We start from the raw sequence: 22,508 nt of genomic DNA on the forward strand, positions 1-22,508 counted from the left end.
CCAGAGATGATGGCCGTTCGAGGGAGTTTCGACGTGTTCGAGATCAAGTGCGTCAAGCAGATTCGTGTACTTCGTTGAGAGCGGTGTCGTTTCTTGAGACGTGTCTTGTGCGATGACTTTGGTTGTGTCCGTCCTATTCCAATGGAGATCACATTGGGGGCTCGATAACTGAGTTGACATCCCCCTCACACTAAAGGGAGAGGAGCCCCCGACGGATAGTAAGTATTCAATTGTGCTTGTTAATCGACAAAACTGCCGGATTCCTCGGATCTTAGCCACCTGAACGCATCCTCGCTACAGTCAAGTAGCGTTCCGAGATGGTCGGTCTCAGACGTTTTCAGCGAGCCGTGGGTGTCGTTTATGAATACTTGGACGGGTGCGAGTGGTGTGTTCTCGTCTTGGGTGCCATGCCAGGCGCGGATCGGAGTTGCTGTCTGTTCCGGGTCAAGCGTCTGAGATGCGAACGATCGATTCTCGCGCGCAACGGCCCGTGTGTCCTGTCGAAATGCCTCGTGAAAGTCCTCAGCGATTGCGTGGCCGATCGCATCCGATACGGATCGGTCGGTGTACTGTTGGACAATGGCTCTGGGCCCTGCAACGGCGGCGATTGCACTGGATACCCGGAAGAGGAGACGTACTGCGAAGGGGATCTTCGAGAGCATTGCGAGGCTGTTTTCGGCTGGCGGGACCACGGTACTGACGAGCCCGAGACGAGTCGCCCACTCGCTGGTCGCAGCTGCGAATGCGAACGGACCGCCACCCGAAAAGCCCATTACTGCAGCCCGATCAATCGACATCGAATCGAGAACCTCCGATAGATCAGCCTGCCAGTCCCACCACGTCCAGTCATCAGGGGGCGGCGACGAGCGACCGTATCCGGGACGGTCCGGAACGATGAGTCGGATTCCTTCGGCAGCTGCAACGTCCGAAAGCAGCGTTGCGAACAACCGGGAGCCGGGCGTTCCGTGATGGGCGACGACGGGAGGTCCATCGGGTGTGCCGCTGCAGGTGTAGGCAAGCGTTCGACCGCTTTCAAGAGTATACGTATCAGTTGAAGTGGAATTGGTTTCTTTCGTCATTGATTGTATTCCATGGGTGGTGTCTATGGTGCGACAGGACGCCGATCGGAAAGCTGATCACTTCTCATGTGGGCTTCGCTACTCAACCGTCACGGTCCCCTGGTTGTCGATTCCGATGTTAATCGCCTGAATCGGCCTGTCTTTGGACTCGAAGGTATGGCGTGTCGTCGTCGTCGTGTCCCCGTCGACGGTGACTGCAACCTCGTATTCGCCCGTTTGGTTGAATTGCACCATTTTGAGGTCCGATTCCGCGTCGAGGGTTCGCTCGTCGGAATACACCAAGCCCGAATCGTCAGAGATCTCCACGACGACAGCATGATTCGTACTATCCTGATTGACGACGATCACGTCTCTAGTGACATCGTCCTCGCTGAGAATCCCTGTACAGCCGGCACCGAAGGCGAGAGCTCCGACGAGAAGACCGAGTACGGCGAGTCGAGTTCTGTGGTTCACACGGTGGGCTTTCCGCCCGGCCCAGATAACCCACGGGTAAGGACATACTCGCGTTTTAGTGTTCCCAACCGGCAACATCGAGCAGTTCGACGTAGTAGTGAATCCGACGGTGTCGAGCAGGACAGAGCGCATACCAAATCGCGGCTTGCAGTCATCCGTGAGCGGCAAGTCCGACTTCGGACTGGCCCACCGGCCAATTTGGGCCACCAACAGCCCGACGACGGCCTGTAGTTACGGAGAATTGAGGAGAAAGCCTCGCCGTTCACAGTAGTTGCCGAACCTCTCAACACAGCGCATATCGAAGGTGCTGCTCGTCGAACTCGGCGCATTCCAGTTATATACTCCTTTATCGGGTATATGTACGTAGATCGTCGTTCACACGAGATCGATGGCTGAAACGAACTGATTCGGCAACTACTGTTCACGGCGGGGATGAATCCGACAAACCCTCCACGAACCACGTTCGACGTGCCAAAAGGATGTTTTACGTAACCTGAGACATATTTAACGGTAACCGAGGCGGTCTACCCGCCCCACTAATCGGACAATATCGGGATTCCCTCATTTCAAGCGGAAGACACCCTCTTCCGTGTCGAAATAGGGTGTAGGCAGTCAGAAGTACCTCCGAATCCCATGCCGGGATAGGAGTAACGGCTGGTTGGCACAGCCAGTAGCCGTCATCGAGGCGTCTACAAACCTTCAACATCCCAACCCAGCGGTGCGGTGCCGTGGGAATCTTCGCCCTTCAGGGCGGAGAGGATGTCAATCGCCGCCTCCGTCCTCGGTGCCCCGTTCGGCCACGACCTTGGTCTGCAATCGGTCGAGTCCGAGCGTGAGAAGAAAGAAGCTGCCGCCGACGTACAAAAGCGACTGCGGCTCGACGACGAGTCGGCTTAACAGACCGTTCCCGTAGCCGATCACCGTGCTCAGATATCCCAGTACTGACGCAGTCCAACCGAGCCCCGTGAGACCGGTGAGCTGGTTAAGCAGGTCTTTATCGGCATCGCGTATCGCCCTCAGCGATTTGACGGTTATCATCACCTTACCCGGACTACTTGGTGACGGTACATAAGTTATTTTCACAATATTGAGAATGTATGTATTATATGACTGTACGGTTTTCGCAACTGTCGCCTCGCGAACCCGGACACCTCCGTGGCCCTGTCCGTCGGTTTTCCGCGGACCCGTGCGGTTCCGCACGGCCTCCCGTCGCCGGAACCCTCACTCCCGCCACGGGGGACCGTCCGAGCGTCGGATAGTATCAGAAGTAATATTCAGAGGCCGTAGATTTTTAACCGGTACGAAGACTGACGAATATGACCGAATCAGCGACCGGGGCAGCCGCAGACGCGTCGGGGTCTGGGTTGGCGTACAAGCTCAGAGAGTTCGTCCGCTACATCCCGGACGGGACGTCGATGCCGAAGGAGATGTGGGGCGGGCGCCACCGGAACGTCCTGATGCTGATCGCGGTGCAGGTGCCGTTCTTGATCGCGTTGGGGCTGTACAGCGGGACCGAGTCGATCACCGGGGCACAGATCCCCGCGACGCCGGGGTGGATGCTCGGCGGGTTCGTCGCCATCATCCTCGCCACCGCCGCGCTGGCGAACTGGTCGCGGCTCGGCCGACGCCAGCGGACGGTGCTCACGGCGTTCAGCCTCATGACGGTCTCGATGGCACTCGTGAAGCTGTCGGGCGGCTACATCGAGGCGCACTTCAGCTTCTTCGTGTTCGTCGCGGTGCTCGCGCTGTACGAGGACTGGGTCCCGTTCGCCGTCGGCGTCGGGTACGTCGCCGTCGGCCACGGCGCGTTCAGTCTGATCGATTCGAGCCTCGTCTACAACCACACCGCGGCGATCGAGCAGCCGATAATCTGGGGCGGTATTCACGCGTTCTTCATCCTCGGACTCGTGGGCGCGCTGATGGCCAACTGGTACTCCATCGAGAAGTCGCGCGAGGAGGCGCAGCGCCAGCTCGATCTCGTCGCCGAGCAGAAGTCCGAGATCAAAGACGTCGAGGAGGCGAAAGCGGAGGTCGAGAAGCGCCGCGAGGAGGTCGAGTGGCTGAACCAGCACCTCGAGACGAAGGCCGACGACTACAGCGCCACGATGGACCGCGCGGCCGACGGCAACCTCACGGTTCGGCTGGACGCCGACAGCGAGAGCGAGGCGATGGAGCAGATCGGCGCCGCGTTCAACGAGATGATGGACGACATCGAGGCGACGATGCAGGATGTTCAGTCGTTCGCCGGCGAGGTGTCCGCGGGTAGCGAGAAGACGGTCGCGGGCGTAGACACGGCCGAGGCACGCAGCGAGGACGTGAGTCAGTCGATCAGGGAGATCTCCGAGGGGGCGGACGACCAGCGCGAGATGCTCGAACAGGTCTCCGGCGAGATGAACAATCTCTCCGCGACGATCGAGGAGGTCGCCTCCTCGACGGAGACCGTCGCCGACGTGGCTCAGGAGACGGCCTCGATCGCCGACGAAGGACAGGACACCGCGGGCGAGGCGATCGACAGCGTCCAAGAGTCGCGGGACGCGATCGGCGAAACGGCGGAGAAAGTTCGCATCCTCGACGAACGGATGGAAGACATCGGCGAAATTGTCGATCTCATCGGCGACATCGCCGAACAGACGAACTTGCTCGCGTTAAACGCCAACATCGAGGCGGCGCGAGCCGGCGGCAGCGGCGGCGGGAGCGACGGGTTCGCGGTCGTCGCCGACGAGGTCAAGCAGTTGGCCGAGGAGACCCAAGACGCGGCCGGCGATATCGAGGAGCTCATCGCCGGCACGCAGGCACAGACGCAGGCGACCGTCGAGGAGGTCCGGACCGCCGAGGAACACATGGAGGAGGGGGCCGAAGCCGTCGAGGACGCCGCCGACGCCTTCTCTGATGTGGCGGCCAACGCGAGCGAGACCGACGACGGTATCCGCGAGATCAGCAAGGCGACCGACGATCAGGCCGCGAGCACGGAGGAGACCGTGTCGATGGTCGAGGAGGTCGCGGGGATCAGCCGGTCGACCGCAGACGAGGCCGACGAGGTCAGCGAGGCGGCCGACGAGCAGCTCACCGCGATGTCGCAGGCGACCACCGAGGCCGGCTCGCTCGACGAGCAGGCCGATCAGCTTCGGGCGCTGCTCCGGAACTTCGACGTCGGTGAGCAGTCGCCCGACGGCCCGTCCGCGGCGGGAGCGCGCAACGTCGCGATGGGCGACGGCGGTCGGTCGGACTGAGGTCGAACGGTTCACGTCTCCCTTTTATACCGCGTCGACGACGGCCTCGAACACGGCGAGCGCGCGCTTCACCTGCGCGCCGTCCTCGACGAACACGAGCGTGCGCGGCGGTCGGACCGCCTTCGGCCTGACGCGGAGCCCCTCGTCGTCGGCAGCCGCCGCGACGAGCGCGGGGCGGTCCGTCTCGTCGCTCGCCTCGTCTCCCCCTCCTCCCGAGACGAACTCGAGCCGGAGCCGGTCCGGCTGGACGTAGGCCTCGGCGACGAGCCGGGCGCCGTCACCGCCGGCCCCCTCGCGGACCACCCGGTACGCGAGCGCGCCGTCCGGGGTCGGCTCGACGTCGGGGTCGGCATCGGAAAGCGAGAGGTCCCGCAGACGCCCCTCGTTTCCGGTTATCTCGGAGGCGAGGAGCTGGCCGATCCGGAGCCCGTCAGTCAGGCGGTCTCCGACCATCACTCGGCCTCCGAGGCGCCGGCCGCCGCGTCGCCTCCGTCCCCCTCACCGGCCGCGTCGCCGGCGGCGGCCAGCTTCTCGCGAACGTCGGCGGCGAGGTGATCGACGGGGGCGCCGTGTTCCTTCGCGACGAGGACCGCGGCCGCCTCGATGCGTACCGCCAGCGCGCGCTGGCGCTCGTTGATCGCGGCGACGGCGCGCTGCTTCTCGACGCCGGCGGCGACGATCGCGTCGAGCGCCGTCTCGAAGGTGGACTGCTCGCGGAGGATCGCGTCGTCGGGCGCAAAATTCTCGGGGACGGTCACGTCGGCGGGGTCGAACCGCGCGACGAGGTCGCCGTCCTCCTCGGCGACCAGTCCGCGCCCGACCGCGACGTCGACGAGTCGCTTCGCCTGATCCGGGGAGAACCAGTCTCGATCGAGCGACAGCGCAACGACGAACTCTCCCTCGCCCAACCGCTCCGTCGCTCGCTGTTTAAACGGCACGGCGACGGAGACCTCGAGACTCATGTGCGAATCGGGGGGCGTCGACGGCGGTAAACCTACCGGACCGGGAGCCGGGCCTCGCGATCGCTCCGAGTTCTCTCTCGCGGCCGACAGCCGTGACTCGTGGCCGACAAGCGTTATGACGCGCCGGCGAGATGGCGCATGCATGGAGACCCGCCCGCTCGGCGACACCGGCCACGACAGCACCGTCATGACGTTCGGCGCGATCGCGCTCAACTGGCTCGAACAGGAGGGCGCGAACCAGTTGGTCGAACACGTCCTCGACTACGGGGTCAACCACTTCGACGTGGCCCCGACGTACGGCGACGCGGAGCTGAAGCTCGGCCCGAAGCTCCGCCAGCACCGCGAGGAGATATTCCTCGGCTGTAAGACCCAAGAGCGAACCTACGAGGGCGCGTGGCGCAAGCTCGACCGATCGCTGAACCGCCTCGGCGTCGACACGATCGACGTATACCAGGTACACGGGCTCGAGTACGACGAGGAACTGGACACGATCACGGGCGACGACGGCGCGCTCACGGCGTTTCGCGAGGCCAAAGAGCAGGGACTGATCGACCACATCGGCCTGACGAGCCACGGCAACCCGGAACTCATCCTCGACGCGCTCGACCGCATCGACGACCTCGAGTCCCTGATGTTCCCGCTGAACCCCGTCGTCGCCGGGAAGGACGACGACGAGTACGACTACGAGGCGGTCCTCGCCCGCGCCGACGAGAAGAACGTCGGCACGCTGGGGATCAAGGCGTTCGCCGGCGGGACATGGCCGCCGACCGACGAGCTTCCCGAGTCGGACCGACCGTTCGCGAACTGGTACCGGCCGGTCACCGCGCCCGACGAGATCGGCGAGCGGTTCGACTTCGCCGCCGCACAGGGGCTCACCAGCGTCGTCAGCGCCGGCGACCCGAAGCTCGTCACGATGATCCTCGAAGCCGCCGCCGACTACAGCGGGATGGACGAGACCGCCCAGCGGTCGCTGATCGAACGGGTGCGCCACGACGACAGCCCGGTCCCCGAACAGCTACACCACTGAGCGGGATGGACGTCCCGCACACGGTCGCGACCGCGCTCGACGATCAGCCGGTCGCCGGCAAGCGCTGTCTGGAGGCCGGTGCGGGCGTCGGGAACGCGACCGCCGGACTGCTCGCGAACGGCGCCGCTCGGGTGTACGCCGTCACGAACGACCGGGACCACGCGCGGACGACCCGTCGGCGCGTCGGCAACAACGGCGACGGAAACGGGAACAGCGACGACGGCGACCGACTGGCCGTACTGGAGGCGGACCTCCGAGCGATCCCGCTCCCCGACGGCTCTATCGACGTGATCACTGCACACGGGCTCTGTAACGTCCTCGATCCCACGTCGCTGTCGGCGGTCGCCGAAGAGCTCTCACGGGTCGCCGCCCCGGGCGCACGGCTCGTCGTCGACGACTACGACCCGCTGCCCGACGACGCCGCGATCAGCGAGCTGTTCGCCGTCGAGAACGCCGCGTCCGAACTGGCCCGCGGCCGCCCGGCGCTCACCTTTTACCCGGCGGCGTTCCTGCGGCGGTTCTTCGCCGGCCACGGCTGGGAGTTCGGGCGGGAGCGGACGCTGCTGGACCCGGTTCCGTGGACCGAGAGCCACGTCTCCGCACACGCCGACCGAGCGGCGTCCATGGTCGGGGAGTATCCCGGTGAACCCGGCGATACGCTGGCGGCGACCGCTCGCCGGCTCGCGGCCGAGATCGGGTCGGAATCGGTCGGGCGGATGTACGGTCTCGCGTTTCGTCTCCCGGAGTGACGGCCTCGGAAATGGCGATTCTGTTGAGCCCCTCCGTAGTTGAGGGAAATTCTGCGTTGAATATAGAGGCTGAATCCAACACGACGGGGACATTCCATTCACTTCCGAGATGGGTACACCGAGGATCAACCACACCGTTATCTGATTCGGTCGCCTGCGGAGACACATGACGGATTATCAATAGGACGGGGACGAGAAAACAGATAATGAAGAGCAACGCCGGCCAGAGCGGAACCAAGAGGATGTCCGTTACCGCGGCGATGAAGACGAAGCAATGGGCGGCGACCCTGATAGGCGGCTTGGTGAACTTGACAAAGCACTCGAAATTCAAGAGTATCCAGCCACGACGAACGAATTGGCCGAGGCCTACGGCGACTACGATATCGAAACACAGGACGGGACGAAATCCCTCGAAGAAGTGCTTGCCTCGACTGATGACCAAACGTTCGTCTCTGCCGATGACGTTCGAAGTCGGATACTGGGATTGATACACCGTTAGGGAATACGGCCCGATCCTCCCCCGTCTCGCTAGTCGCTCCCTGAATTCAAAACGTATATCCCCTGCATCCACCGATCGGATTGGGGCCGAACTGGAGCTCCTCTGAGAATTTTACAAAAGCGAAATCACCGGAATACGTCGTTTGACCGCCGAAACGATCCGTCAGTCGGCCGTCGCCGTCGACCCGTCAGTCGGTCGCCCCCGTCGACCCGTCAGTCGTCGGTCGCCACGGCCGGCTCGCCGGCGGCGGGCGTCCTATCCGCGGTCGGCGTCACGTTCAGCGAGTAACCGGTCGCGGCCATGGCGAACAGCACGAGAGGCGAGAGGAACGCGAACAGGAAGTACGGTGCGTACTCCAGCGTCGGGACCCCGGTGACGCCCGCCATGTAGACGGCGCCCGCGTGCCACGGGAACAGCGCGCCGGTCGGCGTTCCGGCGGCCTCAACCGCCCGGGAGAGCTGGTCGGTGTCGAGCCCGAACTCGTCGTAGGTGTTCCGAAGCGTGACGCTCGGCAGGACGATACTCATGTACTGCTGGGCGGTGAGCGCGTTGATGACGATCGCCGAGACGCCGGTCCCGGCGATGAGCGCGCCTGGGCTCCGCACAGCCGACGTGAACGCGTGAGCGATCACCGCCAGCACGCCGGTTCGCTCCAAGATACCGCCGAGCGCGAGCGCGGCGACGACGACAGTTATCGTCCACGTGGAGCCGGTGAGCCCGCCGGTCGCGAGTAGGTCGTTCACCAGATCGAAACCGGATTCCGGCGCGGTGCCGTACATGAACGCCTCCCACGCGGCGACGAAGCCGACTTCCTGCACGAGGATCGTCGTGAGTACGCCCGCGAACACGCCGGCGACGAGGGTCGGGAGCGCGGCGTATCCGCGTAGCGCCAGGCCGAAGGTGACCACGAGCGGAATGAAGGCGAGCAGCGTGATCGCGTACGTCTCGCCGAGCGCACCCTGTATCTCCGCAATCTTGCCCGCCGGGATTTCACCGCTCGCGCGGAGCCCGAGCGCGGCAAAGCCGAGCACCGCGAGCCCGAAGGCGATGGCGGTGCCGGTCCGCATCCGGCGAATGTGCGTGTACAGGTCAGTGTTGGTGACGCCGGCGGCGAGGTTCGTCGTGTCGGAGAGCGGCGACTGCTTGTCGCCAGCATACGCTCCCGAGAGGACGGCCCCGACAGTCATCGGGGCGGGAACGCCGAGCCCAGCGCCGATACCGACGAAGGCGACACCGAGGGTTCCGACGGTGGTCCACGAGGAGCCGATAGCAAACGCGACGACGGCGGCGAGGACCGCGGCCGCCGGGAGGAACGTCGTCGGCGAGAGGATCTCCAGCCCGTAGTACATCAGCCCCGGAATCGTGCCGGCGCTGACCCACGTCGCGATCAGCCCGTAGATGGTGAAGATGATCAAAATTGCCTGCAGCCCCATCACGAGGCCGTTTGCGATTCCGTCGAACAACTCTTCCCAGTCGTAGCCGAGCCACAGACCGAACCCGCCGACGAAGGCGATACTCCAGAGGAGCGGCGGATGCGGGTCGAGGCCGAGGACGGCCGAGCCGATGCCGAGGAACGCCACGACGGCGAGGACCGGGATCAGCGCCGCCGCCAGACTCGGGCGACGGTCCGGATCGAGGTCTTCGTACGTTGTGGGCGTGAACGAGCGTGCCATGGCTGCGTATATTCCTTTGAAGCATAAATATGACTCGAAATATGCATGAGAAATATAACGATCGTTCATCGTCGTTTGGGGCAGGGCGGCGACGCCCTCCGGAGATGCCCCGAGATCCGACGCGATTCCGGCCGTGTGCCGCCGTGTCGCGGGAGTCACCGAACGGACGGTCTTATACGGGTCGGCGGTCAAGTCTGGGCAACATGATATTTGAGGGCCTCCCGACGACTCCCCGCTCGGAGGAGCTCGTCGACAAGGCGTTCTCGCGGGCGGCGCGCGCGGGGCGCGCCAAACACGGGCACGAGGCGCAGGAGTCGATGCTGCGGACGGCCGGCAACGTGCTCTCGGACAACTTGGAGAACGTCGTGGTGTCGTGGCCCGACTTCGGCTTCGACGTGGAACCGTTCTACTACGAGCTGGCCGACGCCATCGTCGACGTCGACCGGCTCCGGCAGGCCCTCTCGCAGGTGATGTGGGCCAGCCGGCAGATCGAGGACCTCCGCGACGAGTACACGACGAAGGTCCGCAACTCGGACGTCGACACCGCGCGGAAACACCGGAAACAGGCGTTCGCGCGCATGGCCGACGTGATGGACCAGATCGAAGACGACCTGCGGTATATCGGCGACTCGCGGGACCAGCTGAAGGTGCTCCCGGACATCCGGCCCGACGAGCCCGCCATCGTGATCGCGGGGTACCCCAACGTCGGCAAGTCGTCGTTCGTCAACCGGGTCACCCGCGCCTCAAACCAGATCGCGGAGTATCCGTTCACCACGAAAGGCGTCCAGATCGGGCACTTCGAGCGCGACCACGTCCGGTACCAGATCGTCGATACGCCCGGACTGCTCGACCGCCCGGAAGACGAGCGCAACGACATCGAGCGGCAGGCGGTCAGCGCGCTCGAACACCTCGCGGACGTCGTCGTGTTCGTGCTCGACCCCTCCGGCGACTGCGGGTACCCCCTCGACGTGCAGCTCGAACTCCGCGAGGAGGTCCGCGAGCTGTTCGGCGAGGCCGTCCCGTTCCTCACCGTGGCGAACAAACACGACCGCTTCGAGGCGGTTAAAGCGGAGTCCGTGGACGCGACGATGAGCGTCACCGAAGACGAGAACGTCGAGGACGTACTCGACATGGCCGTCGGCGCGGCCGCGTTCGAACCCGACCTCCCGACGCGCGACGGCGAGGAGTGAGCGGCTTTTTATAAGTAGCGACCGCCGCGTCAGGTCTGCTCGGCGGCGTAGACGACATTGACGCTGACGCGCACGCTCACGTCGCCGGTCTCGATGCCGGTGGCGGCGCCGTCCGCGCCGCCTTCGGCCGCCATGGCGGCGTCGGACACTCGGTACGGCGTCACGCCCCCGTTCGCGGTCGAGACGCTGTAGGCCCCGGCCAGCTCCAGCCCGCTGGAGTTCGCGAGGACGGTGGCGTCGGCCTCGGCGTTCGCCATCGCGTTCTCGATGGCGGTCTCGCGGACCTCGCGCTCGCGCTCTTCGCTCAGCCCGAACTCGATCCGCTGGACCTCGTTGGCGCCGGCATCGACGGCGACGTCGATGACCTCGCCGACCGCGTCCACGTCGTCGAGCGCGATCGCGTAGCGGTGAATCCCTTGGTACCGCGTCTGGTCGGGGTTCTCACGCGTCTCGTAGGACTCTCGCACGTCGTACCGGTCGGTCCGGATGTCGTCCTCGTCGAGCCCCCAGTCGGTGAGCGCCGCGCGGACCGCCTCGTCGCTCGCGGAGAGCTCGTCGCGGACCGCTGCCGAGTCGTTGCCGGTCGCGGTCACTGCGACGCGGATGGTCGCACGATCCGGCTCGGCGGTGGCCTCGCCGTCCGCGGTCACCTCGATGTTCCTCTCGAGCGCCGATTCGTCGCCAGCGTCGACGCCGCCATTTCCGGTCGAGCCGACGAGCCCCGAACAGCCCGCGAGCGCGACGAGCAGCGCGACACCGACGGCGGTCGCAAGTTTCCGGTTCATACCCGACCGGTTGTCGGGAACCGTCAAATAAGTCGCCGAAAGGACAAAGAGCCGTTTGCGCTATCTGGCGCGGCCGCTCCGACGGCCGCGATCAGGCGGAGCCGGACTCGTCTGTATCCGTCGCGTCGTCGGTGACCACGTCTTCCGCCGTCTCGTCGTCTTCACCCTCCGCGGAGTCGTCGTGATCCGTGATCACCGCCGACTCCGGCGGGAGATCGTCCGTCTCGTCTTCTTCGTCGGCGTCGTCGTGGTCCGCGATCACCGTCCGGTCTGCGGCTTCGTCGCCCCCGGTAGTGTCGTCGTCGCCGTCACCGTCGCCGTTCTCGGCAGCGTCGTCGTCACCGGTATCGGCAGCGTCGTCGTCACCGGTATCGGCAGCGTCGTCGTCGTCGCCGTCGCTGTTCTCGGCACCGTCGTCGTCGTTGCCGGCGTCATCCGCTCCGTCGTGGTCCCGCTCGCTGCCGGCGCCGATCTCCGCCCCGGTCGACGCGTCCGGGTCCCGCTCGACGCCGCCGTCTGGCGGTCCGGACACGCGTCGTCCCGGGCCGAATAGCCGATCCCGGAGCGAGCGACTGCTCGGGCGCTCGGCGAGCAGCACCGAGCAGTCGACGTCGTGGATCACGTCGAGGTGGAGGGAGTTCGAGACGAGCCGCGAGAGCAACCCCTTCTCCGTCGCGCCGATGATGATGAGGGTGTTGTCCGCGGCCTCTCGGGCGATAGCTCGCTCAACGTCGCCGCTGTCATCGATTATCCGCTCGGCGTCGGGGAGCCCGTTCTCCGTCGCCCACGTGGCGAGGAATCCCTCGCCGTCGGCGCGGTTCTCGGGCCCGTCGACGACGTGGAGCAGATTTACCTCGGCGCCCGCGGTCCGGGAGAGCACGCTCGCGACCTCCGCGCCCAGCCGGGAGTCCGGGCCGCCGGAGGTCGGAAGCAGGACCCGCGAGGTGTCGAGATCGTTCTCGTTTAAGATGAGGAAGTCACAGGGGAGCTGGTTGGTCAGCTCGTCGATCGGCCGCTCCGCGCGCGCGGCGTTCCACAGCTGGTCTTCGCCCCACCCCAGCAACACCGCGTCGGGACGGGTCCGGCGGGCCATGTTGAACACCTCCTCGAAGGAGCGGTGCGAAACGACCGTGGAGGTGGAGACGTCGACGTCGTACTCCGCCGCGGTCTCGCGGAGTCCGGACATCCCCTCTTCGGAGACGTCAGCGATCCGGCCGGCGCCCGCCGACAGCGACATTCGCTCCGGCGCCTGTACGACGTGGACGATGTGGACGAGCCCGTCCTCGTGGTCGCTCGCGATCTGGCTCGCGAGTTCGACGATCGGGCCGTCAGTCCGCGGATTCGTGATGGGGACCATGATCCGGTGGCCCTCGTTGGCGAACAGCGTCGCCTCCGTGGCGTCCAAGATCGGGACGTACGAGCGCCCGGCGGCGCGACCGAGCACCCACTCCGGCACCGTGAGTCGGCGGGTCATCCCTTCGAAGCGCGCCTCCTCCAAGCGCTCCTCGCTGGTCTGGAAGTAGTTCACCAGCGTGACCAAGACGATCCCGCCGATGGTGTTCCCGAGCAACACGGGGATCACGAAGCCGACGATCCCGGAGTAAAGGCTTATTTCCGCGCCGTACAGCGGGATGTTGTACTCGAAGAACAGGTAGAGGACCTCGGTGAAGGAGACGACCACGTGGAACAGGTCGCCGAGCGGGATCGCGAGGAACGCGAGGTAGACGACGAGCATCCGGCTCACGGAGTCGGTGGACGCGAAGCCGACCCAGACGACGCCGGCGACGATCAGCCCCGCCATCGCGGCCTTGAAGAACAGCGGGACGAAGTCGACGGCGAAGCCGCCCTCGGAGATGTACCGCGCCGCGTCGACGGTGTCACCGGTAAAGACGCCGCCGTACGAGAGCACGAGCGCGCCGATCCCACCGCCGACGAAGTTGCCCGCGAGCACGATGGTCCAGTGGCGGAGGAGCGTGGGGAGGCTCGCGAGCCGTTCCAAGGTGAGCGCGACCGGCGGCAGCGTGTTCTCGGTGTAGAGCTGGTAGCCGCCGATGATGATGTAGATAAAGCCGAGCGGATAGAGGAGGACACTCAAGATCGGATGGGAGTCTGTCGCTGCCGTCAGCGAAGCGTACAGCATGAAGGTGATCGTGATCGCCAGCCCCGCGGCGACCCCGCTGAAGAAGAGCTCGCGCCCGCCCGAGGTCACCTCCTCGTCCGCAGCGGCGATGATCCGCTGGAACACCTCGTCCGACGAGAAGCGGTCTCGAACGGCCTCGCCGACCGCCGGGGCGCCGCTGCGGGAACGCTCGACGACCTCGCGCATCGAGTCGTCGTCGGATCGCGTTGAGTCGGTCACTGTGCTATGCCACCGAGGCCGCGTTAAAAAGTACTTCTGCTTCCGTCATGCGCCGGAAAAACCGCTGATACTGAATTTCTGGTGGAATAGGCACAGCATCTTTTCATGTTTATCAGTGGCGAGAGCGGAATCGTCCGGACGTGGCTCCGCGTCGAGTGCGGAGACGGGTTCGGTTGCGGTCCGGCCCGTTCGACCGTCAGTCAGGCGTGGCTGACCGTCACGAGCCGTACCTCGACCTCCACGTCCTCGCCGATCGCCATCTCGATCCGGCGGTCGAGGGACTGAGCAACCCCTTCCGCACCGGTACTTGGGGGCGCTCCGACGGTGACCACCACGCGTTCGGTGTCGCGAGGCGGTATCGTCCCACCGCGCTTGACCTCGAGTTCGATCAGCTCCATCCCGTAACCCATCGCGTCCAGCTCGTCGCTGACGGCGTTTCGGATGTCGTCCTCGGTCGTCGAGGCGACGTACGAATCGTAGGTGACGCCGCCGAGGAACAACGAGAGCACGGCGATGGCGGCCAAGAGGATCACGGCGCGCTTCACGAGGGCCGCGCGCGCGTCGTCCTCGCGGAACCACCGCTGGGGCCGGTACCCCTCGTACCAGAGCACGACCAGCGCGGAGAGGTTGATCGAGAGGACGTTCACCGCGACGATCACGCCCGCGCCGATCACGAGCCGCGGGATCTGAAACGCAATCCCGATGCCGACGGCGGCCGCTGGCGGGATGAGCGCCACCGCGATCATCACGCCGACCAACGCCGCGGAGACGCCGGTCATCAGCGAGACGATCCCGGCGACGCCGGCGCCGACCGCCACGACGAGCACCAGGACGTTCGGGGCCAGCCGCTCGGAGACCTCGGCGAGCGCGAGCGGGTCGATCCCGGGCGGCACCAGCGCGAGGGTCCGGACCGCGAACGCGAACAGCGTCGCGGCGGCGATCGCGACGGCGACCCCGATTACCTGCATCTGCACGCCGCGTCGGAACATCTCCTCGTCGTCGACGACGGTCCCGACCGCGGCCGACATCGCGGGGCCGATCAGGGGGGCGATCACCATCGATCCCACCACGGTCGCCGGCGAGTCGAGCAGGAGGCCGGCGGTCGCGATCACCGCCGACATGACGGTCATCAACACGTACGTGTGGAGCCCGGAGGCGAGACCGTCGGCCTTCGCCTGTAGCTCTTCACGTGAGATCCGGTTTCCTCCGCGCTCGGACTCCTCTTCGTACTCCTCTTCGAGCGCCTCGAACCGGCGGGAGATGACCGTCTCGGCCGCGACGATGACGGTGTAGGTGCTCTCGTCGATCCCCGCCTCCCGGAGCCGGTCGAGCACGGGCTCCACGGCGGCGGTCGGAAGCGGGAACATCGCGACCGCGGTGTACTCGCGGCCGCTCGTCTCGTCGGTGACGACGTAGTCCACGCTTTCGTCGTCGAGCGCGCGAACCACCGCCGCGCGCTTCCCGGCCGGGATCATGACCTGAACGAGTCGCACGATCGGTCGTCTCGCCGGCGGGACTTATAAGAGGCGGTGGCCGCAGGCGGCAGCCGGGGCGAGGCAGTCGAGCGGTCGAACCGGTCGGTCCGGGGGCGAGACTCCCGTCTCCTCCGCGCGAAACGGAACTTTAATGCGCGAATCCCTCGCACGTCCAGACAAGAATGCTCTCGCCGCTGTTCATCGACACGTTCCTGCTCGACTACCACCTCGGGCACGTCATACTGCTCGGGTTCGCCGTCTCGCTACTGGCAACCGTGCCCCTGAAGTCCCAAAAGCTGGTCGCGTCCGTCGTCGCCGGCTTCGGGACGATCTTCCTGGTCGCCCCGTACACGACGATGCCGAAGACGTACGTCCTCGCGGGCATTCCGCTGATCCTGATCGGCGCGCTGCTGTGGACGATGGCCGGTAACTGACGCGAGTCGCCCCCGAACCACTAGTCGTCCCCGAATCTCCGGTCTTCTGCGTTCTGCGTTTCCGTTTCGTCTTCTGCGCTCTTCGAGAGCGCCGCCGTTCCGTCTCGCCATCTCATCGTTCCGCCTCGCCGCGCCGTTGTTCGATCCCGCCTCTTTTTGCACCCCGGGCGACACTCACCGCCATGGTCACGGTACGGGCACCCGCCACGAGCGCGAACCTCGGTAGCGGGTTCGACGTGTTCGGGGCGGCCCTCACGCGTCCGGCGGACGTCGTCACCGTCGAAAAGGCGGCGGAGACGACGATCGAAGTCACCGGCGTCGGGGCGCAGTACATCCCCGAGGACCCCGAGAAGAACACGGTCGGCGCCGTCGTCGAAGCGCTCGACGCGCCCGCGCGGATCCACATCGACAAGGGCGTCCGCCCGGCGTCCGGGCTCGGCTCCTCGGCGGCCAGCGCCGCCGGCGCCGCCGTCGCGCTCAATCGGCTGTACGACCGCGGGCTCTCCCGCTCGGAGCTGGTCCCGATCGCCGCGGAGGGCGAGGCCGTCGTCTCGGGCGTCGCGCACTCGGACAACGTCGCCCCCTCGATCCTCGGCGGGTTCACGGTGACGACGAGCGAGGGGACACACGCCGTCGACGCCTCGATCCCCCTCGTCGTCTGTCTCCCCGACATCGCCGTCTCGACCCGGGACGCGCGCCGGGTCGTCCCCGAGACGGCCTCGATGGACGACCTCGTCGAGACGGTCGGCAACGCCGCCACCCTCGCGGTCGGGATGTGTCGCTCGGACCCCGACCTCGTGGGCGCCGGCATGAGCGACCCCGTCGTCACCCCCGAGCGCGCGCGGCTGATCAGCGGGTACGACGAGGTGTGTGACGCCGCCTTCGACGCCGGCGCGGCCGGGGTCACCGTCAGCGGCGCCGGTCCCGCGATCCTCGCCGTCTGCCGCGACGGGCAGCGACGGGGGGTCGCCGCCGCGATGCTCGACGCCTTTTCCGACGCGGGCATCGACGCCCGCGCCTACCAGAGCCGGATCGGGCAGGGAGCGACGGTGCTTGAGGAGTGAGACGATGACAGCGTACACACCCAAATATTGATTCCCGCTGAGCGTCAACGCTGTCAACAAGAATGTCACATCAGGTTCGCTTGAAAGATGATGTGTACGAACGAATCAAGGCGAACAAACGCGACGACGAGTCGTTTAGCGACGCCGTTTCGCGGCTCATCGGTGACCGATCACTTCGAGATCTCCGAGAGGTCTTCGACGAGGATCAGGTGAGCGAGATGCGAGACGCAATCGAGACCGCGGACCAGAGCGACCGCGAGGAAGTCCGCGAAATCGCGGACAGATTCGAATGATCGTCGATACGAGCTTCGTTTTGGATGTCATCGATGGCGTCGATTTGGCGCTCACGAAGGAACGAGAACTCGAGGCCGCAGGCGTCCCGCTCGTCCTCCCTTCGATGACCGTTCTGGAGCTCTACATCGGCGTCGGAAAAGTGGCGAAGACCCACGAGGAGCGACAGAAGGTGGAATCCGTACTCGACTCATACCCGCTGGTGGATATGACACCGAGTATCTCGCGACGTGCTGGGCGGCTACTCGGGGAGCGCATGGCCGACACAGACGACGGTGAGGGACCGGGGATCGGAAAAAGCGATGCGGCGATCGCTGCGACGGCGATGGAACGTGACGAGCCGGTTCTCGCCGGCGACAACCACTTCGAGAACATTCCGGGAGTCGTCCACGAAAGTTATCGATAAACACACCGCCGCAAACAGTTTATAAGGCGCCTACGGCGCGCGGGCGACGACGGCGAACGTCTCGGTGCGCTCGGACGCGGAGACAACCTCGAAGCCCGCCGCCTCCAGCGCCGCGACCGCGTCGCTCGCGTCGAACCGCTCGTCGGCCGGCGGGCCGTGCTCGCCGTCGCCCGCGGCCGACCAGTCGAAGAGCGCGAGCCGGCCCCCAGTGCGGATCACGCGGGCCAGCTCCCCGAGGGCGTCGTCGCTCGCGAACTCGTGGTACGTCATGGTCGAGAACGCGGCGTCGAGCTCGCCATCGTCGAACGGGAGCGCCGCCACGTCGCTCTCGACGAGGTCGACGTTCTCGGGGACGCCCTTCTCGCGGTAGAACGCGTGCATCTCGGCCTGCACGTCGACGCCGTAGACGGTCTCGACGTGCGACGCGATATCGTCGGTGTAGAAGCCGGTGCCGCTCCCGAGGTCGGCGACGGCCGCCGCCGCGCGGTCGTCGCGCTCGGCCGTCAGCGCGCCGATGATCTCCTCGGCGGAGACCCAGCGGAACCGGACCTCGGGACGCTCCAGTTGTTCGGCCTTCTCGGCGTCGAACGTGTGAAATCCCATACGCGGTCTTGTGTACGAACCACTAAAACGCGTCCGATCGAACGCTCACCACTCGGCGGCGAGGGCGTCGACCAGCCGGTCGATTTCCGATTCGGTGGAGACGGCGTGTATCGACGCTCGGACCCCGTCCGGGTGCGGTAGCGAGCGGACGACGATCCCCTCGTCGGCGAGTCGGTCGACGGTCGCCTCGGGGTCGTCAACGTCGATCGTGACGAGACCGGATTCGTACTCGCGGGGGCTCAGGAGGCGGCCCTCGGGGACGCCGTCCTTGAACCGATCCGTGAGCGACGCGATCCGGTCTTCGATCGTCGGGATTCCGACCGCATCGATCACGTCGAGCGCCTCGACTAACCCGACGTGGGCGGCCGGCGTCGTCGATCCGACCTCGAAGCGCTTCGCACCCGGTTTGAACTCGATCTCGTCGGCGTTCGGGTCTTCGACGCTCCGGTAGCCGACCGCGTGCGGCGCCAGCTCGGCCGCGGCCTCGCGGTCAACGTAGAGGAACCCGGCCCCCCACGGGCCGAGCACCCACTTGTGGCCGGCCGCCGCCACCGCGTCGGCGCCCCACTCAGACACGTCCATCGCGACCTGCCCGGGCGACTGGACGGCGTCGACGAGCGTGAACGCGCCCGCCTCGTCCGCGATCTCAACGAGGTCGGCGACCGGGAGTCGCGTCCCGTGGGTCCACGTGATCGCGCTGAAACAGACCAGTCGCGCGTCTGCCACGGCCTCCGCGTACGCCTCGCGGTCGATCCGGCCGTCTTCGGTCTCGACGACGCGAACCTCGACGCCCTCGCGTTCGAGCCGCTTCCACGGGAGGACGCCGGCGGGGTGTTCTACGTCGGTCCGGACGACCACGTCGCCCGGCTCCCAGTCGATCGCGCCCGCGATCCGGTTGATTCCGTCAGTCGTACTCTCGGTCAGAGCGATCTCGTCGGGCTCGGCGCCGACGAACTCGGCGACGCGTTCTCGCACCGTCTCGTACGTCCCGAAGGCGCGACTGTACGGGTCCGTCGTCGCCGAGCCGTACTCGTGGTCGGCGAGGTACTCGGAGGCCGCCTCGACGACGTACTCGGGGCTCGGCCCGTGCGCCCCGAAGTTGAAGTACGCGGCCTCACCGAGCGCGGGCACGTCCGCGCGCAGTTCTCGCGGGGTCATCCCGTAGTCGGCCTCGGAGACGGTCATTCAGGCGGTGTGCTCCTCGACCGCGTCGGTAAGCGCCGCTTCCATCTGCGCGCCGACCATCCGCTCCGCGAGCTCGCCGCCGGCGAACACGAGCAGCGTCGGGATACCCTGCACGCCGTACTCGCCGGCGAGCGCCTGGTGCTGGTCGACATCGACCTTCAGGACGGCGGCGTCGGTGTCGTTCGCGACCGCCTCGACGGCCGGCTCCATCATCTGACACGGGCCACACCAGTCCGCGTAGAAGTCGACGAGGACCACGTCGTGGCCCGCGACGTAGTCGTCAAACTCGGTAGCGTCGGTCAGCTGGATCGGCTCCGTCGGAACGGCGTCGGTTGAACTCATCACCTCATCGTACTCGCTCCACTCGGATAATGGTTTTGGATAGAACTCACAATACCATACATCCGGCCGGGCCGCACGTCGATCGCTCCGGCGGCGCGGGTCCGAGGGTTCAAATCCGACCCCGCCGAACCCCGCGACATGTACGCGGTCGTCGGCTGCAACGAGTGCGCGGCGATGTGGCTGCTCACGGATCCCCGGACGAGCGACAGCGCAGGGTGTCCCCGCTGCGGGAAGACGCATCAGACGGCGAAGCTCAAACGCTTCTTCGAGTCGGAGGACCGCGACGCGGCCCGCGAGGCCCGGGCCGCGCTGCTCGCGAAGAAGCGCGACGAGAGCGCGGCGTTCGCCGAGATCGACCACGTCTCGGAGCTCGAACGCGCCGTCGACGAGTCGGGGATCGACGACCGCGAGTACCTCGAAGCGTCCGGGATCGACGCCGACGCGGTCGATGAAGCGGGCGCCCGCGCCGAGGGCGGCGGGTCGAACTCCCGGAGCCGGACCGAACTCGTCCGCGACGCGGTGGCGGCCGTCGACGAGCCGACCGAAGAGAATGTCGTGGCCCACGCCAGCGACCGTGGCGTTCCCCCCGAGACGGCCAGAGAGATCCTGACGCGGCTCGCGCGCCGCGGGGACCTCTCCGAATCCGGCGGCCGGTACCGGGTGCTCTGACCGGGTCGGTAGCCTCGCGACACGGTCTGCGCTTCCCGTCTCTGACAAAGCACTTATGTTGCCGTTCAGACGTGACGCGTATGGACATCCGAACTGCCCTCCTGGCGGCCGCCGCCGCGCTCCTTCTCGCGGGCGCGGTCGGCGCCGTCGCCGCGCCGGACGCAATCGTCGACCCGCGTGAGACAGACGAGCGTCCCGGCGACGTACGCATCGTCGACACGGTCGTCTCGCCGGGTGAGGTGCGCGGCGAGACCGCAGGCCTCCGGCTCGGAGTCGACCTCCGACACCACGGGTCGGCCGTCGAGAACGTCACGGTCCGCCACCGCGCGATCGGCGCCGACTCGGGGCTGCTCGTCGACGAGACGACGGTCGACGTCGGCGAGGTCGACGGCGGCGGCGAGCGGACGATAAACGGCTCCGTCAACGTGGAGCGCGCCGGCGGCTACCGGATCGAGACAGTCGTCTTCGCCGACGGCGAGCGGCGCGCGAGCCAGACGACCCGCGTCGGCGGCGTCGCGGCGCTCACTCCCGACTACGCCGACTCGCGCGTCGGCTTCACCGAGAGCAACGTCTGGCCGACCGTCGCGGTCAGCGTGCGGGAGGCCGACAACGAGACCGCGACGCTGTCGGTGTCGATCTCGGTGACGAACCGCGGCGACGCCGCTTCGGAGCCGCTGGACCTCCGCGTCCTCGTCCGGCAAGCGGAGTCGAACGTGATCGCCGACGAGGCGAGCGAGACCGTCGACGAGGTCCGGGCCGGTCGGACCGACACCGTGACGACGACCGTCGAGGTGCCCGCGAACTACAACTACTACGTCGACGCCGCGCTGTGGAGCGACGACGTGCTCATCGACGAGACACAGGGCGTCGCCAACCTGGATCCTCGCGAGACGATCAGCGCGGACGAGTCCGTCGAAGAGGTGCAGTTCGCCGTTGAGGACTTCAGCCGGGGCGGCGGTAGCGACGAGGCGGACGGCGCTGACCGTGCGCCAGACCGAGGCGCGGACGGCAGCGACCGCGGGACCAGCGGGGACGGAACCCCCGGCTTCGGTCCCCTCGTCGCGCTCATCGCGCTCGTCGCCGCGGCCCTCGTCGCGCGGAGGCGACAATGACCGACGAGCGCGACCGCGGCGACACCGGCGACGACCGCGTTGACTCGAACCGCGACCCAGACGTCGCTGCTCCAGACGACCCTGACAGCCCCGACGACACCCCAGACACACCCACCGGACCCATGACCGATATCGCCACCGACACCGACGACGCGACCGAGACGAACCACGCACCGCGCACGACCGACCCCGCGAGCGACGCCGGGAGAGACACGAACGGGAGCGACGGTCGGTTCGGTCGGCTCTCGACCGACGCTCTCCGCGGGCTCATCGATCGGATCGGGCTGGCGGCGCTGATCCTACTCGCGCTGATCGCCGGCTGGGGCTTCTACAGTCAGGCCGGCCGGGCCATCCGGACGTGGCTCGACCCGGCGTACCAGCCGATCGCCCTCGCGGCGTTCAACCTCGCGGTGCTGCTCGTCGCGCTCGCCGGCGTCGCCCACCAGCTCTACCGGATCCGCCGGAGCGAGCGGAGCGACGGCGAAGCGGGCGAGTAGCGGTCGACTCGCTTTCACGCCCGCCGCCTACTCCTCGGGGAGGTCACCGGTGTTGGCCGGAATTTGCTCGACCTGTCCCGCGAGCGTCGCCGCGTCGCCCGCGACGGTGGAGGCTTCGACGCCCGCTTCGTTCGCCACCAGTCTGACGTGCGCGGCCAGCAGCGCGAGCGCCCGGAGTCCCTCGTTCTCCGCGTCGCCGTCGCCCCGCTGCGCGAAGGTGGTATCGATCTCACCGTCCCGAACGACGCCGACGTGAACCGCCTCGATGTCCTCGCCGTCGAGGAGGTCGCGGGCGCGGTCGATCTCCGCGGCGAACGCGTCGTCGTCGGCCGTCGATTCGTCTGCGGGACCCTGGTCGTCGCTCATGAAGTCCCGTACGCGAAGCGGAGAGAAAAGCGCGGCGCCCGTCGGAACGCGAGGCTGT

The 22,508-nt window shown here is 66.7% G+C and carries 25 protein-coding genes; 12 read left to right on the forward strand and 13 right to left on the reverse strand.

Translation table 11 applies throughout. The features are described from left to right. Window positions 1-239: 239 nt before the first annotated feature. From ACNS88_RS10955 to ACNS88_RS10965, 3 genes are all read right to left on the reverse strand, one after another. Complete coding sequence (locus ACNS88_RS10955; RefSeq protein WP_435097207.1) at window positions 240-1,079, reverse strand: alpha/beta fold hydrolase; 840 nt, start codon at window positions 1,077-1,079, stop codon at window positions 240-242. 78 nt (window positions 1,080-1,157) lie between these two features. Continuing rightward, window positions 1,158-1,664 (reverse strand): Ig-like domain-containing protein, encoded by a 507-nt coding sequence (locus tag ACNS88_RS10960; protein WP_435097210.1) that lies wholly within the window; start codon window positions 1,662-1,664, stop codon window positions 1,158-1,160. A gap of 630 nt (window positions 1,665-2,294) precedes the next feature. After that, window positions 2,295-2,570 carry a hypothetical protein gene (locus tag ACNS88_RS10965; protein ID WP_435097213.1) on the reverse strand — a complete coding sequence of 92 codons (276 nt, stop codon included), beginning with the start codon at window positions 2,568-2,570 and terminating at the stop codon, window positions 2,295-2,297. Between the two features lie 278 nt (window positions 2,571-2,848). Between ACNS88_RS10965 and ACNS88_RS10970 the strand changes: the two genes are divergently transcribed. Continuing rightward, a complete protein-coding gene (locus ACNS88_RS10970) occupies window positions 2,849-4,762 on the forward strand; it encodes a methyl-accepting chemotaxis protein (protein WP_435097216.1) in 1,914 nt (637 codons plus the stop codon). Between the two features lie 24 nt (window positions 4,763-4,786). Here the strand turns inward: ACNS88_RS10970 and ACNS88_RS10975 are convergent, their stop codons facing one another. Next, a complete protein-coding gene (locus ACNS88_RS10975) occupies window positions 4,787-5,215 on the reverse strand; it encodes a DUF7993 family protein (protein WP_435097219.1) in 429 nt (142 codons plus the stop codon). After that, a complete protein-coding gene (locus ACNS88_RS10980; RefSeq protein WP_435097222.1) occupies window positions 5,215-5,724 on the reverse strand; it encodes a DUF2240 family protein in 510 nt (169 codons plus the stop codon). Before ACNS88_RS10980 ends, ACNS88_RS10975 begins: the two co-directional genes overlap by 1 nt. Window positions 5,725-5,866: 142 nt before the next feature. Between ACNS88_RS10980 and ACNS88_RS10985 the strand changes: the two genes are divergently transcribed. The 3 genes from ACNS88_RS10985 to ACNS88_RS10995 all read left to right on the forward strand — a co-directional run bounded on the left by ACNS88_RS10985 (window position 5,867) and on the right by ACNS88_RS10995 (window position 7,999). Next, entirely contained in the window at window positions 5,867-6,751 is an 885-nt protein-coding gene (locus tag ACNS88_RS10985; RefSeq protein WP_435097225.1) for an aldo/keto reductase, read from the forward strand. A gap of 5 nt (window positions 6,752-6,756) precedes the next feature. Then, window positions 6,757-7,500 (forward strand): class I SAM-dependent methyltransferase, encoded by a 744-nt coding sequence (locus ACNS88_RS10990; RefSeq protein WP_435097228.1) that lies wholly within the window; start codon window positions 6,757-6,759, stop codon window positions 7,498-7,500. Window positions 7,501-7,774: 274 nt separating this feature from the next. After that, on the forward strand, window positions 7,775-7,999 hold the full coding sequence (locus tag ACNS88_RS10995) for a DUF5789 family protein (protein WP_435097231.1): 225 nt from the start codon (window positions 7,775-7,777) through the stop codon (window positions 7,997-7,999). A gap of 212 nt (window positions 8,000-8,211) precedes the next feature. Here ACNS88_RS10995 and arcD read toward each other — a convergent pair whose 3' ends face one another. Next, the gene (gene arcD / locus ACNS88_RS11000; protein WP_435097234.1) at window positions 8,212-9,672 is read right to left on the reverse strand and encodes an arginine/ornithine antiporter ArcD; all 1,461 of its coding nucleotides are present in this window, start codon (window positions 9,670-9,672) and stop codon (window positions 8,212-8,214) included. Between the two features lie 203 nt (window positions 9,673-9,875). On the opposite strand from arcD, the gene ACNS88_RS11005 reads away from it, so the two are divergent. Continuing rightward, a complete protein-coding gene (locus tag ACNS88_RS11005) occupies window positions 9,876-10,862 on the forward strand; it encodes an NOG1 family protein (RefSeq protein WP_435097237.1) in 987 nt (328 codons plus the stop codon). 29 nt (window positions 10,863-10,891) lie between these two features. On the opposite strand, the gene ACNS88_RS11010 is transcribed toward ACNS88_RS11005, so the two are convergent. The 3 genes from ACNS88_RS11010 to ACNS88_RS11020 form a co-directional block, all read right to left on the reverse strand. After that, a complete protein-coding gene (locus ACNS88_RS11010; RefSeq protein ID WP_435097241.1) occupies window positions 10,892-11,647 on the reverse strand; it encodes an SIMPL domain-containing protein in 756 nt (251 codons plus the stop codon). A 91-nt stretch (window positions 11,648-11,738) separates the two neighbouring features. Next, complete coding sequence (locus ACNS88_RS11015; protein WP_435097244.1) at window positions 11,739-14,006, reverse strand: formate/nitrite transporter family protein; 2,268 nt, start codon at window positions 14,004-14,006, stop codon at window positions 11,739-11,741. Between the two features lie 200 nt (window positions 14,007-14,206). Beyond that, window positions 14,207-15,481 carry a TIGR00341 family protein gene (locus ACNS88_RS11020; protein WP_435097535.1) on the reverse strand — a complete coding sequence of 425 codons (1,275 nt, stop codon included), beginning with the start codon at window positions 15,479-15,481 and terminating at the stop codon, window positions 14,207-14,209. 182 nt (window positions 15,482-15,663) lie between these two features. Between ACNS88_RS11020 and ACNS88_RS11025 the strand changes: the two genes are divergently transcribed. From ACNS88_RS11025 to ACNS88_RS11040, 4 genes are all read left to right on the forward strand, one after another. Next, entirely contained in the window at window positions 15,664-15,915 is a 252-nt protein-coding gene (locus ACNS88_RS11025) for a DUF8006 family protein (protein WP_435097247.1), read from the forward strand. Window positions 15,916-16,097: 182 nt separating this feature from the next. Next, on the forward strand, window positions 16,098-16,979 hold the full coding sequence (locus ACNS88_RS11030) for a homoserine kinase (protein WP_435097250.1): 882 nt from the start codon (window positions 16,098-16,100) through the stop codon (window positions 16,977-16,979). A 62-nt stretch (window positions 16,980-17,041) separates the two neighbouring features. Beyond that, window positions 17,042-17,272 (forward strand): antitoxin VapB family protein, encoded by a 231-nt coding sequence (locus ACNS88_RS11035; protein WP_435097253.1) that lies wholly within the window; start codon window positions 17,042-17,044, stop codon window positions 17,270-17,272. Next, entirely contained in the window at window positions 17,269-17,676 is a 408-nt protein-coding gene (locus ACNS88_RS11040) for a PIN domain-containing protein (RefSeq protein WP_435097256.1), read from the forward strand. Before ACNS88_RS11035 ends, ACNS88_RS11040 begins: the two co-directional genes overlap by 4 nt. Before the next feature lie 30 nt (window positions 17,677-17,706). On the opposite strand, the gene ACNS88_RS11045 is transcribed toward ACNS88_RS11040, so the two are convergent. From ACNS88_RS11045 to trxA, 3 genes are read right to left on the reverse strand one after another with little or no spacing between them, the layout of a single operon-like run. Beyond that, the gene (locus ACNS88_RS11045) at window positions 17,707-18,279 is read right to left on the reverse strand and encodes a class I SAM-dependent methyltransferase (RefSeq protein WP_435097259.1); all 573 of its coding nucleotides are present in this window, start codon (window positions 18,277-18,279) and stop codon (window positions 17,707-17,709) included. 45 nt (window positions 18,280-18,324) lie between these two features. After that, window positions 18,325-19,464, reverse strand: a complete 1,140-nt coding sequence (locus tag ACNS88_RS11050) for an aminotransferase class V-fold PLP-dependent enzyme (RefSeq protein ID WP_435097262.1) — start codon at window positions 19,462-19,464, stop codon at window positions 18,325-18,327. Continuing rightward, on the reverse strand, window positions 19,465-19,806 hold the full coding sequence (trxA, locus tag ACNS88_RS11055) for a thioredoxin (RefSeq protein ID WP_435097265.1): 342 nt from the start codon (window positions 19,804-19,806) through the stop codon (window positions 19,465-19,467). A gap of 138 nt (window positions 19,807-19,944) precedes the next feature. On the opposite strand from trxA, the gene ACNS88_RS11060 reads away from it, so the two are divergent. The 3 genes from ACNS88_RS11060 to ACNS88_RS11070 all read left to right on the forward strand — a co-directional run bounded on the left by ACNS88_RS11060 (window position 19,945) and on the right by ACNS88_RS11070 (window position 22,084). Next, window positions 19,945-20,475 carry a DUF5817 domain-containing protein gene (locus ACNS88_RS11060; RefSeq protein WP_435097268.1) on the forward strand — a complete coding sequence of 177 codons (531 nt, stop codon included), beginning with the start codon at window positions 19,945-19,947 and terminating at the stop codon, window positions 20,473-20,475. Window positions 20,476-20,555: 80 nt separating this feature from the next. Further along, a complete protein-coding gene (locus tag ACNS88_RS11065; RefSeq protein ID WP_435097271.1) occupies window positions 20,556-21,587 on the forward strand; it encodes a DUF7490 domain-containing protein in 1,032 nt (343 codons plus the stop codon). Next, window positions 21,584-22,084 carry a DUF8060 family membrane protein gene (locus tag ACNS88_RS11070; protein ID WP_435097274.1) on the forward strand — a complete coding sequence of 167 codons (501 nt, stop codon included), beginning with the start codon at window positions 21,584-21,586 and terminating at the stop codon, window positions 22,082-22,084. Before ACNS88_RS11065 ends, ACNS88_RS11070 begins: the two co-directional genes overlap by 4 nt. Window positions 22,085-22,111: 27 nt before the next feature. Here the strand turns inward: ACNS88_RS11070 and ACNS88_RS11075 are convergent, their stop codons facing one another. Beyond that, window positions 22,112-22,450: a DUF8113 family protein gene (locus ACNS88_RS11075; protein ID WP_435097277.1), complete on the reverse strand. Its 339-nt coding sequence runs from the start codon at window positions 22,448-22,450 to the stop codon at window positions 22,112-22,114. Between the last annotated feature and the right edge of the window lie 58 nt (window positions 22,451-22,508).

This window comes from Halorubrum shenae (assembly GCF_051194165.1).
GTDB lineage: Archaea > Halobacteriota > Halobacteria > Halobacteriales > Haloferacaceae > Halorubrum.

Bases quoted from the DNA above. Each gene is read 5' to 3' on its own strand.
- ACNS88_RS10955 (WP_435097207.1), bottom strand. From the start codon at position 1,079: ATGACGAAAGAAACCAATTCCACTTCAACTGATACGTATACTCTTGAA.
- ACNS88_RS10960 (WP_435097210.1), bottom strand. From the start codon at position 1,664: ATGCGCTCTGTCCTGCTCGACACCGTCGGATTCACTACTACGTCGAAC.
- ACNS88_RS10965 (WP_435097213.1), bottom strand. From the start codon at position 2,570: ATGATAACCGTCAAATCGCTGAGGGCGATACGCGATGCCGATAAAGAC.
- ACNS88_RS10970 (WP_435097216.1), top strand. From the start codon at position 2,849: ATGACCGAATCAGCGACCGGGGCAGCCGCAGACGCGTCGGGGTCTGGG.
- ACNS88_RS10975 (WP_435097219.1), bottom strand. From the start codon at position 5,215: ATGGTCGGAGACCGCCTGACTGACGGGCTCCGGATCGGCCAGCTCCTC.
- ACNS88_RS10980 (WP_435097222.1), bottom strand. From the start codon at position 5,724: ATGAGTCTCGAGGTCTCCGTCGCCGTGCCGTTTAAACAGCGAGCGACG.
- ACNS88_RS10985 (WP_435097225.1), top strand. From the start codon at position 5,867: ATGGAGACCCGCCCGCTCGGCGACACCGGCCACGACAGCACCGTCATG.
- ACNS88_RS10990 (WP_435097228.1), top strand. From the start codon at position 6,757: ATGGACGTCCCGCACACGGTCGCGACCGCGCTCGACGATCAGCCGGTC.
- ACNS88_RS10995 (WP_435097231.1), top strand. From the start codon at position 7,775: ATGGGCGGCGACCCTGATAGGCGGCTTGGTGAACTTGACAAAGCACTC.
- arcD (WP_435097234.1), bottom strand. From the start codon at position 9,672: ATGGCACGCTCGTTCACGCCCACAACGTACGAAGACCTCGATCCGGAC.
- ACNS88_RS11005 (WP_435097237.1), top strand. From the start codon at position 9,876: ATGATATTTGAGGGCCTCCCGACGACTCCCCGCTCGGAGGAGCTCGTC.
- ACNS88_RS11010 (WP_435097241.1), bottom strand. From the start codon at position 11,647: ATGAACCGGAAACTTGCGACCGCCGTCGGTGTCGCGCTGCTCGTCGCG.
- ACNS88_RS11020 (WP_435097535.1), bottom strand. From the start codon at position 15,481: ATGATCCCGGCCGGGAAGCGCGCGGCGGTGGTTCGCGCGCTCGACGAC.
- ACNS88_RS11025 (WP_435097247.1), top strand. From the start codon at position 15,664: ATGCTCTCGCCGCTGTTCATCGACACGTTCCTGCTCGACTACCACCTC.
- ACNS88_RS11030 (WP_435097250.1), top strand. From the start codon at position 16,098: ATGGTCACGGTACGGGCACCCGCCACGAGCGCGAACCTCGGTAGCGGG.
- ACNS88_RS11035 (WP_435097253.1), top strand. From the start codon at position 17,042: ATGTCACATCAGGTTCGCTTGAAAGATGATGTGTACGAACGAATCAAG.
- ACNS88_RS11040 (WP_435097256.1), top strand. From the start codon at position 17,269: ATGATCGTCGATACGAGCTTCGTTTTGGATGTCATCGATGGCGTCGAT.
- ACNS88_RS11045 (WP_435097259.1), bottom strand. From the start codon at position 18,279: ATGGGATTTCACACGTTCGACGCCGAGAAGGCCGAACAACTGGAGCGT.
- ACNS88_RS11050 (WP_435097262.1), bottom strand. From the start codon at position 19,464: ATGACCGTCTCCGAGGCCGACTACGGGATGACCCCGCGAGAACTGCGC.
- trxA (WP_435097265.1), bottom strand. From the start codon at position 19,806: ATGAGTTCAACCGACGCCGTTCCGACGGAGCCGATCCAGCTGACCGAC.
- ACNS88_RS11060 (WP_435097268.1), top strand. From the start codon at position 19,945: ATGTACGCGGTCGTCGGCTGCAACGAGTGCGCGGCGATGTGGCTGCTC.
- ACNS88_RS11065 (WP_435097271.1), top strand. From the start codon at position 20,556: ATGGACATCCGAACTGCCCTCCTGGCGGCCGCCGCCGCGCTCCTTCTC.
- ACNS88_RS11070 (WP_435097274.1), top strand. From the start codon at position 21,584: ATGACCGACGAGCGCGACCGCGGCGACACCGGCGACGACCGCGTTGAC.
- ACNS88_RS11075 (WP_435097277.1), bottom strand. From the start codon at position 22,450: ATGAGCGACGACCAGGGTCCCGCAGACGAATCGACGGCCGACGACGAC.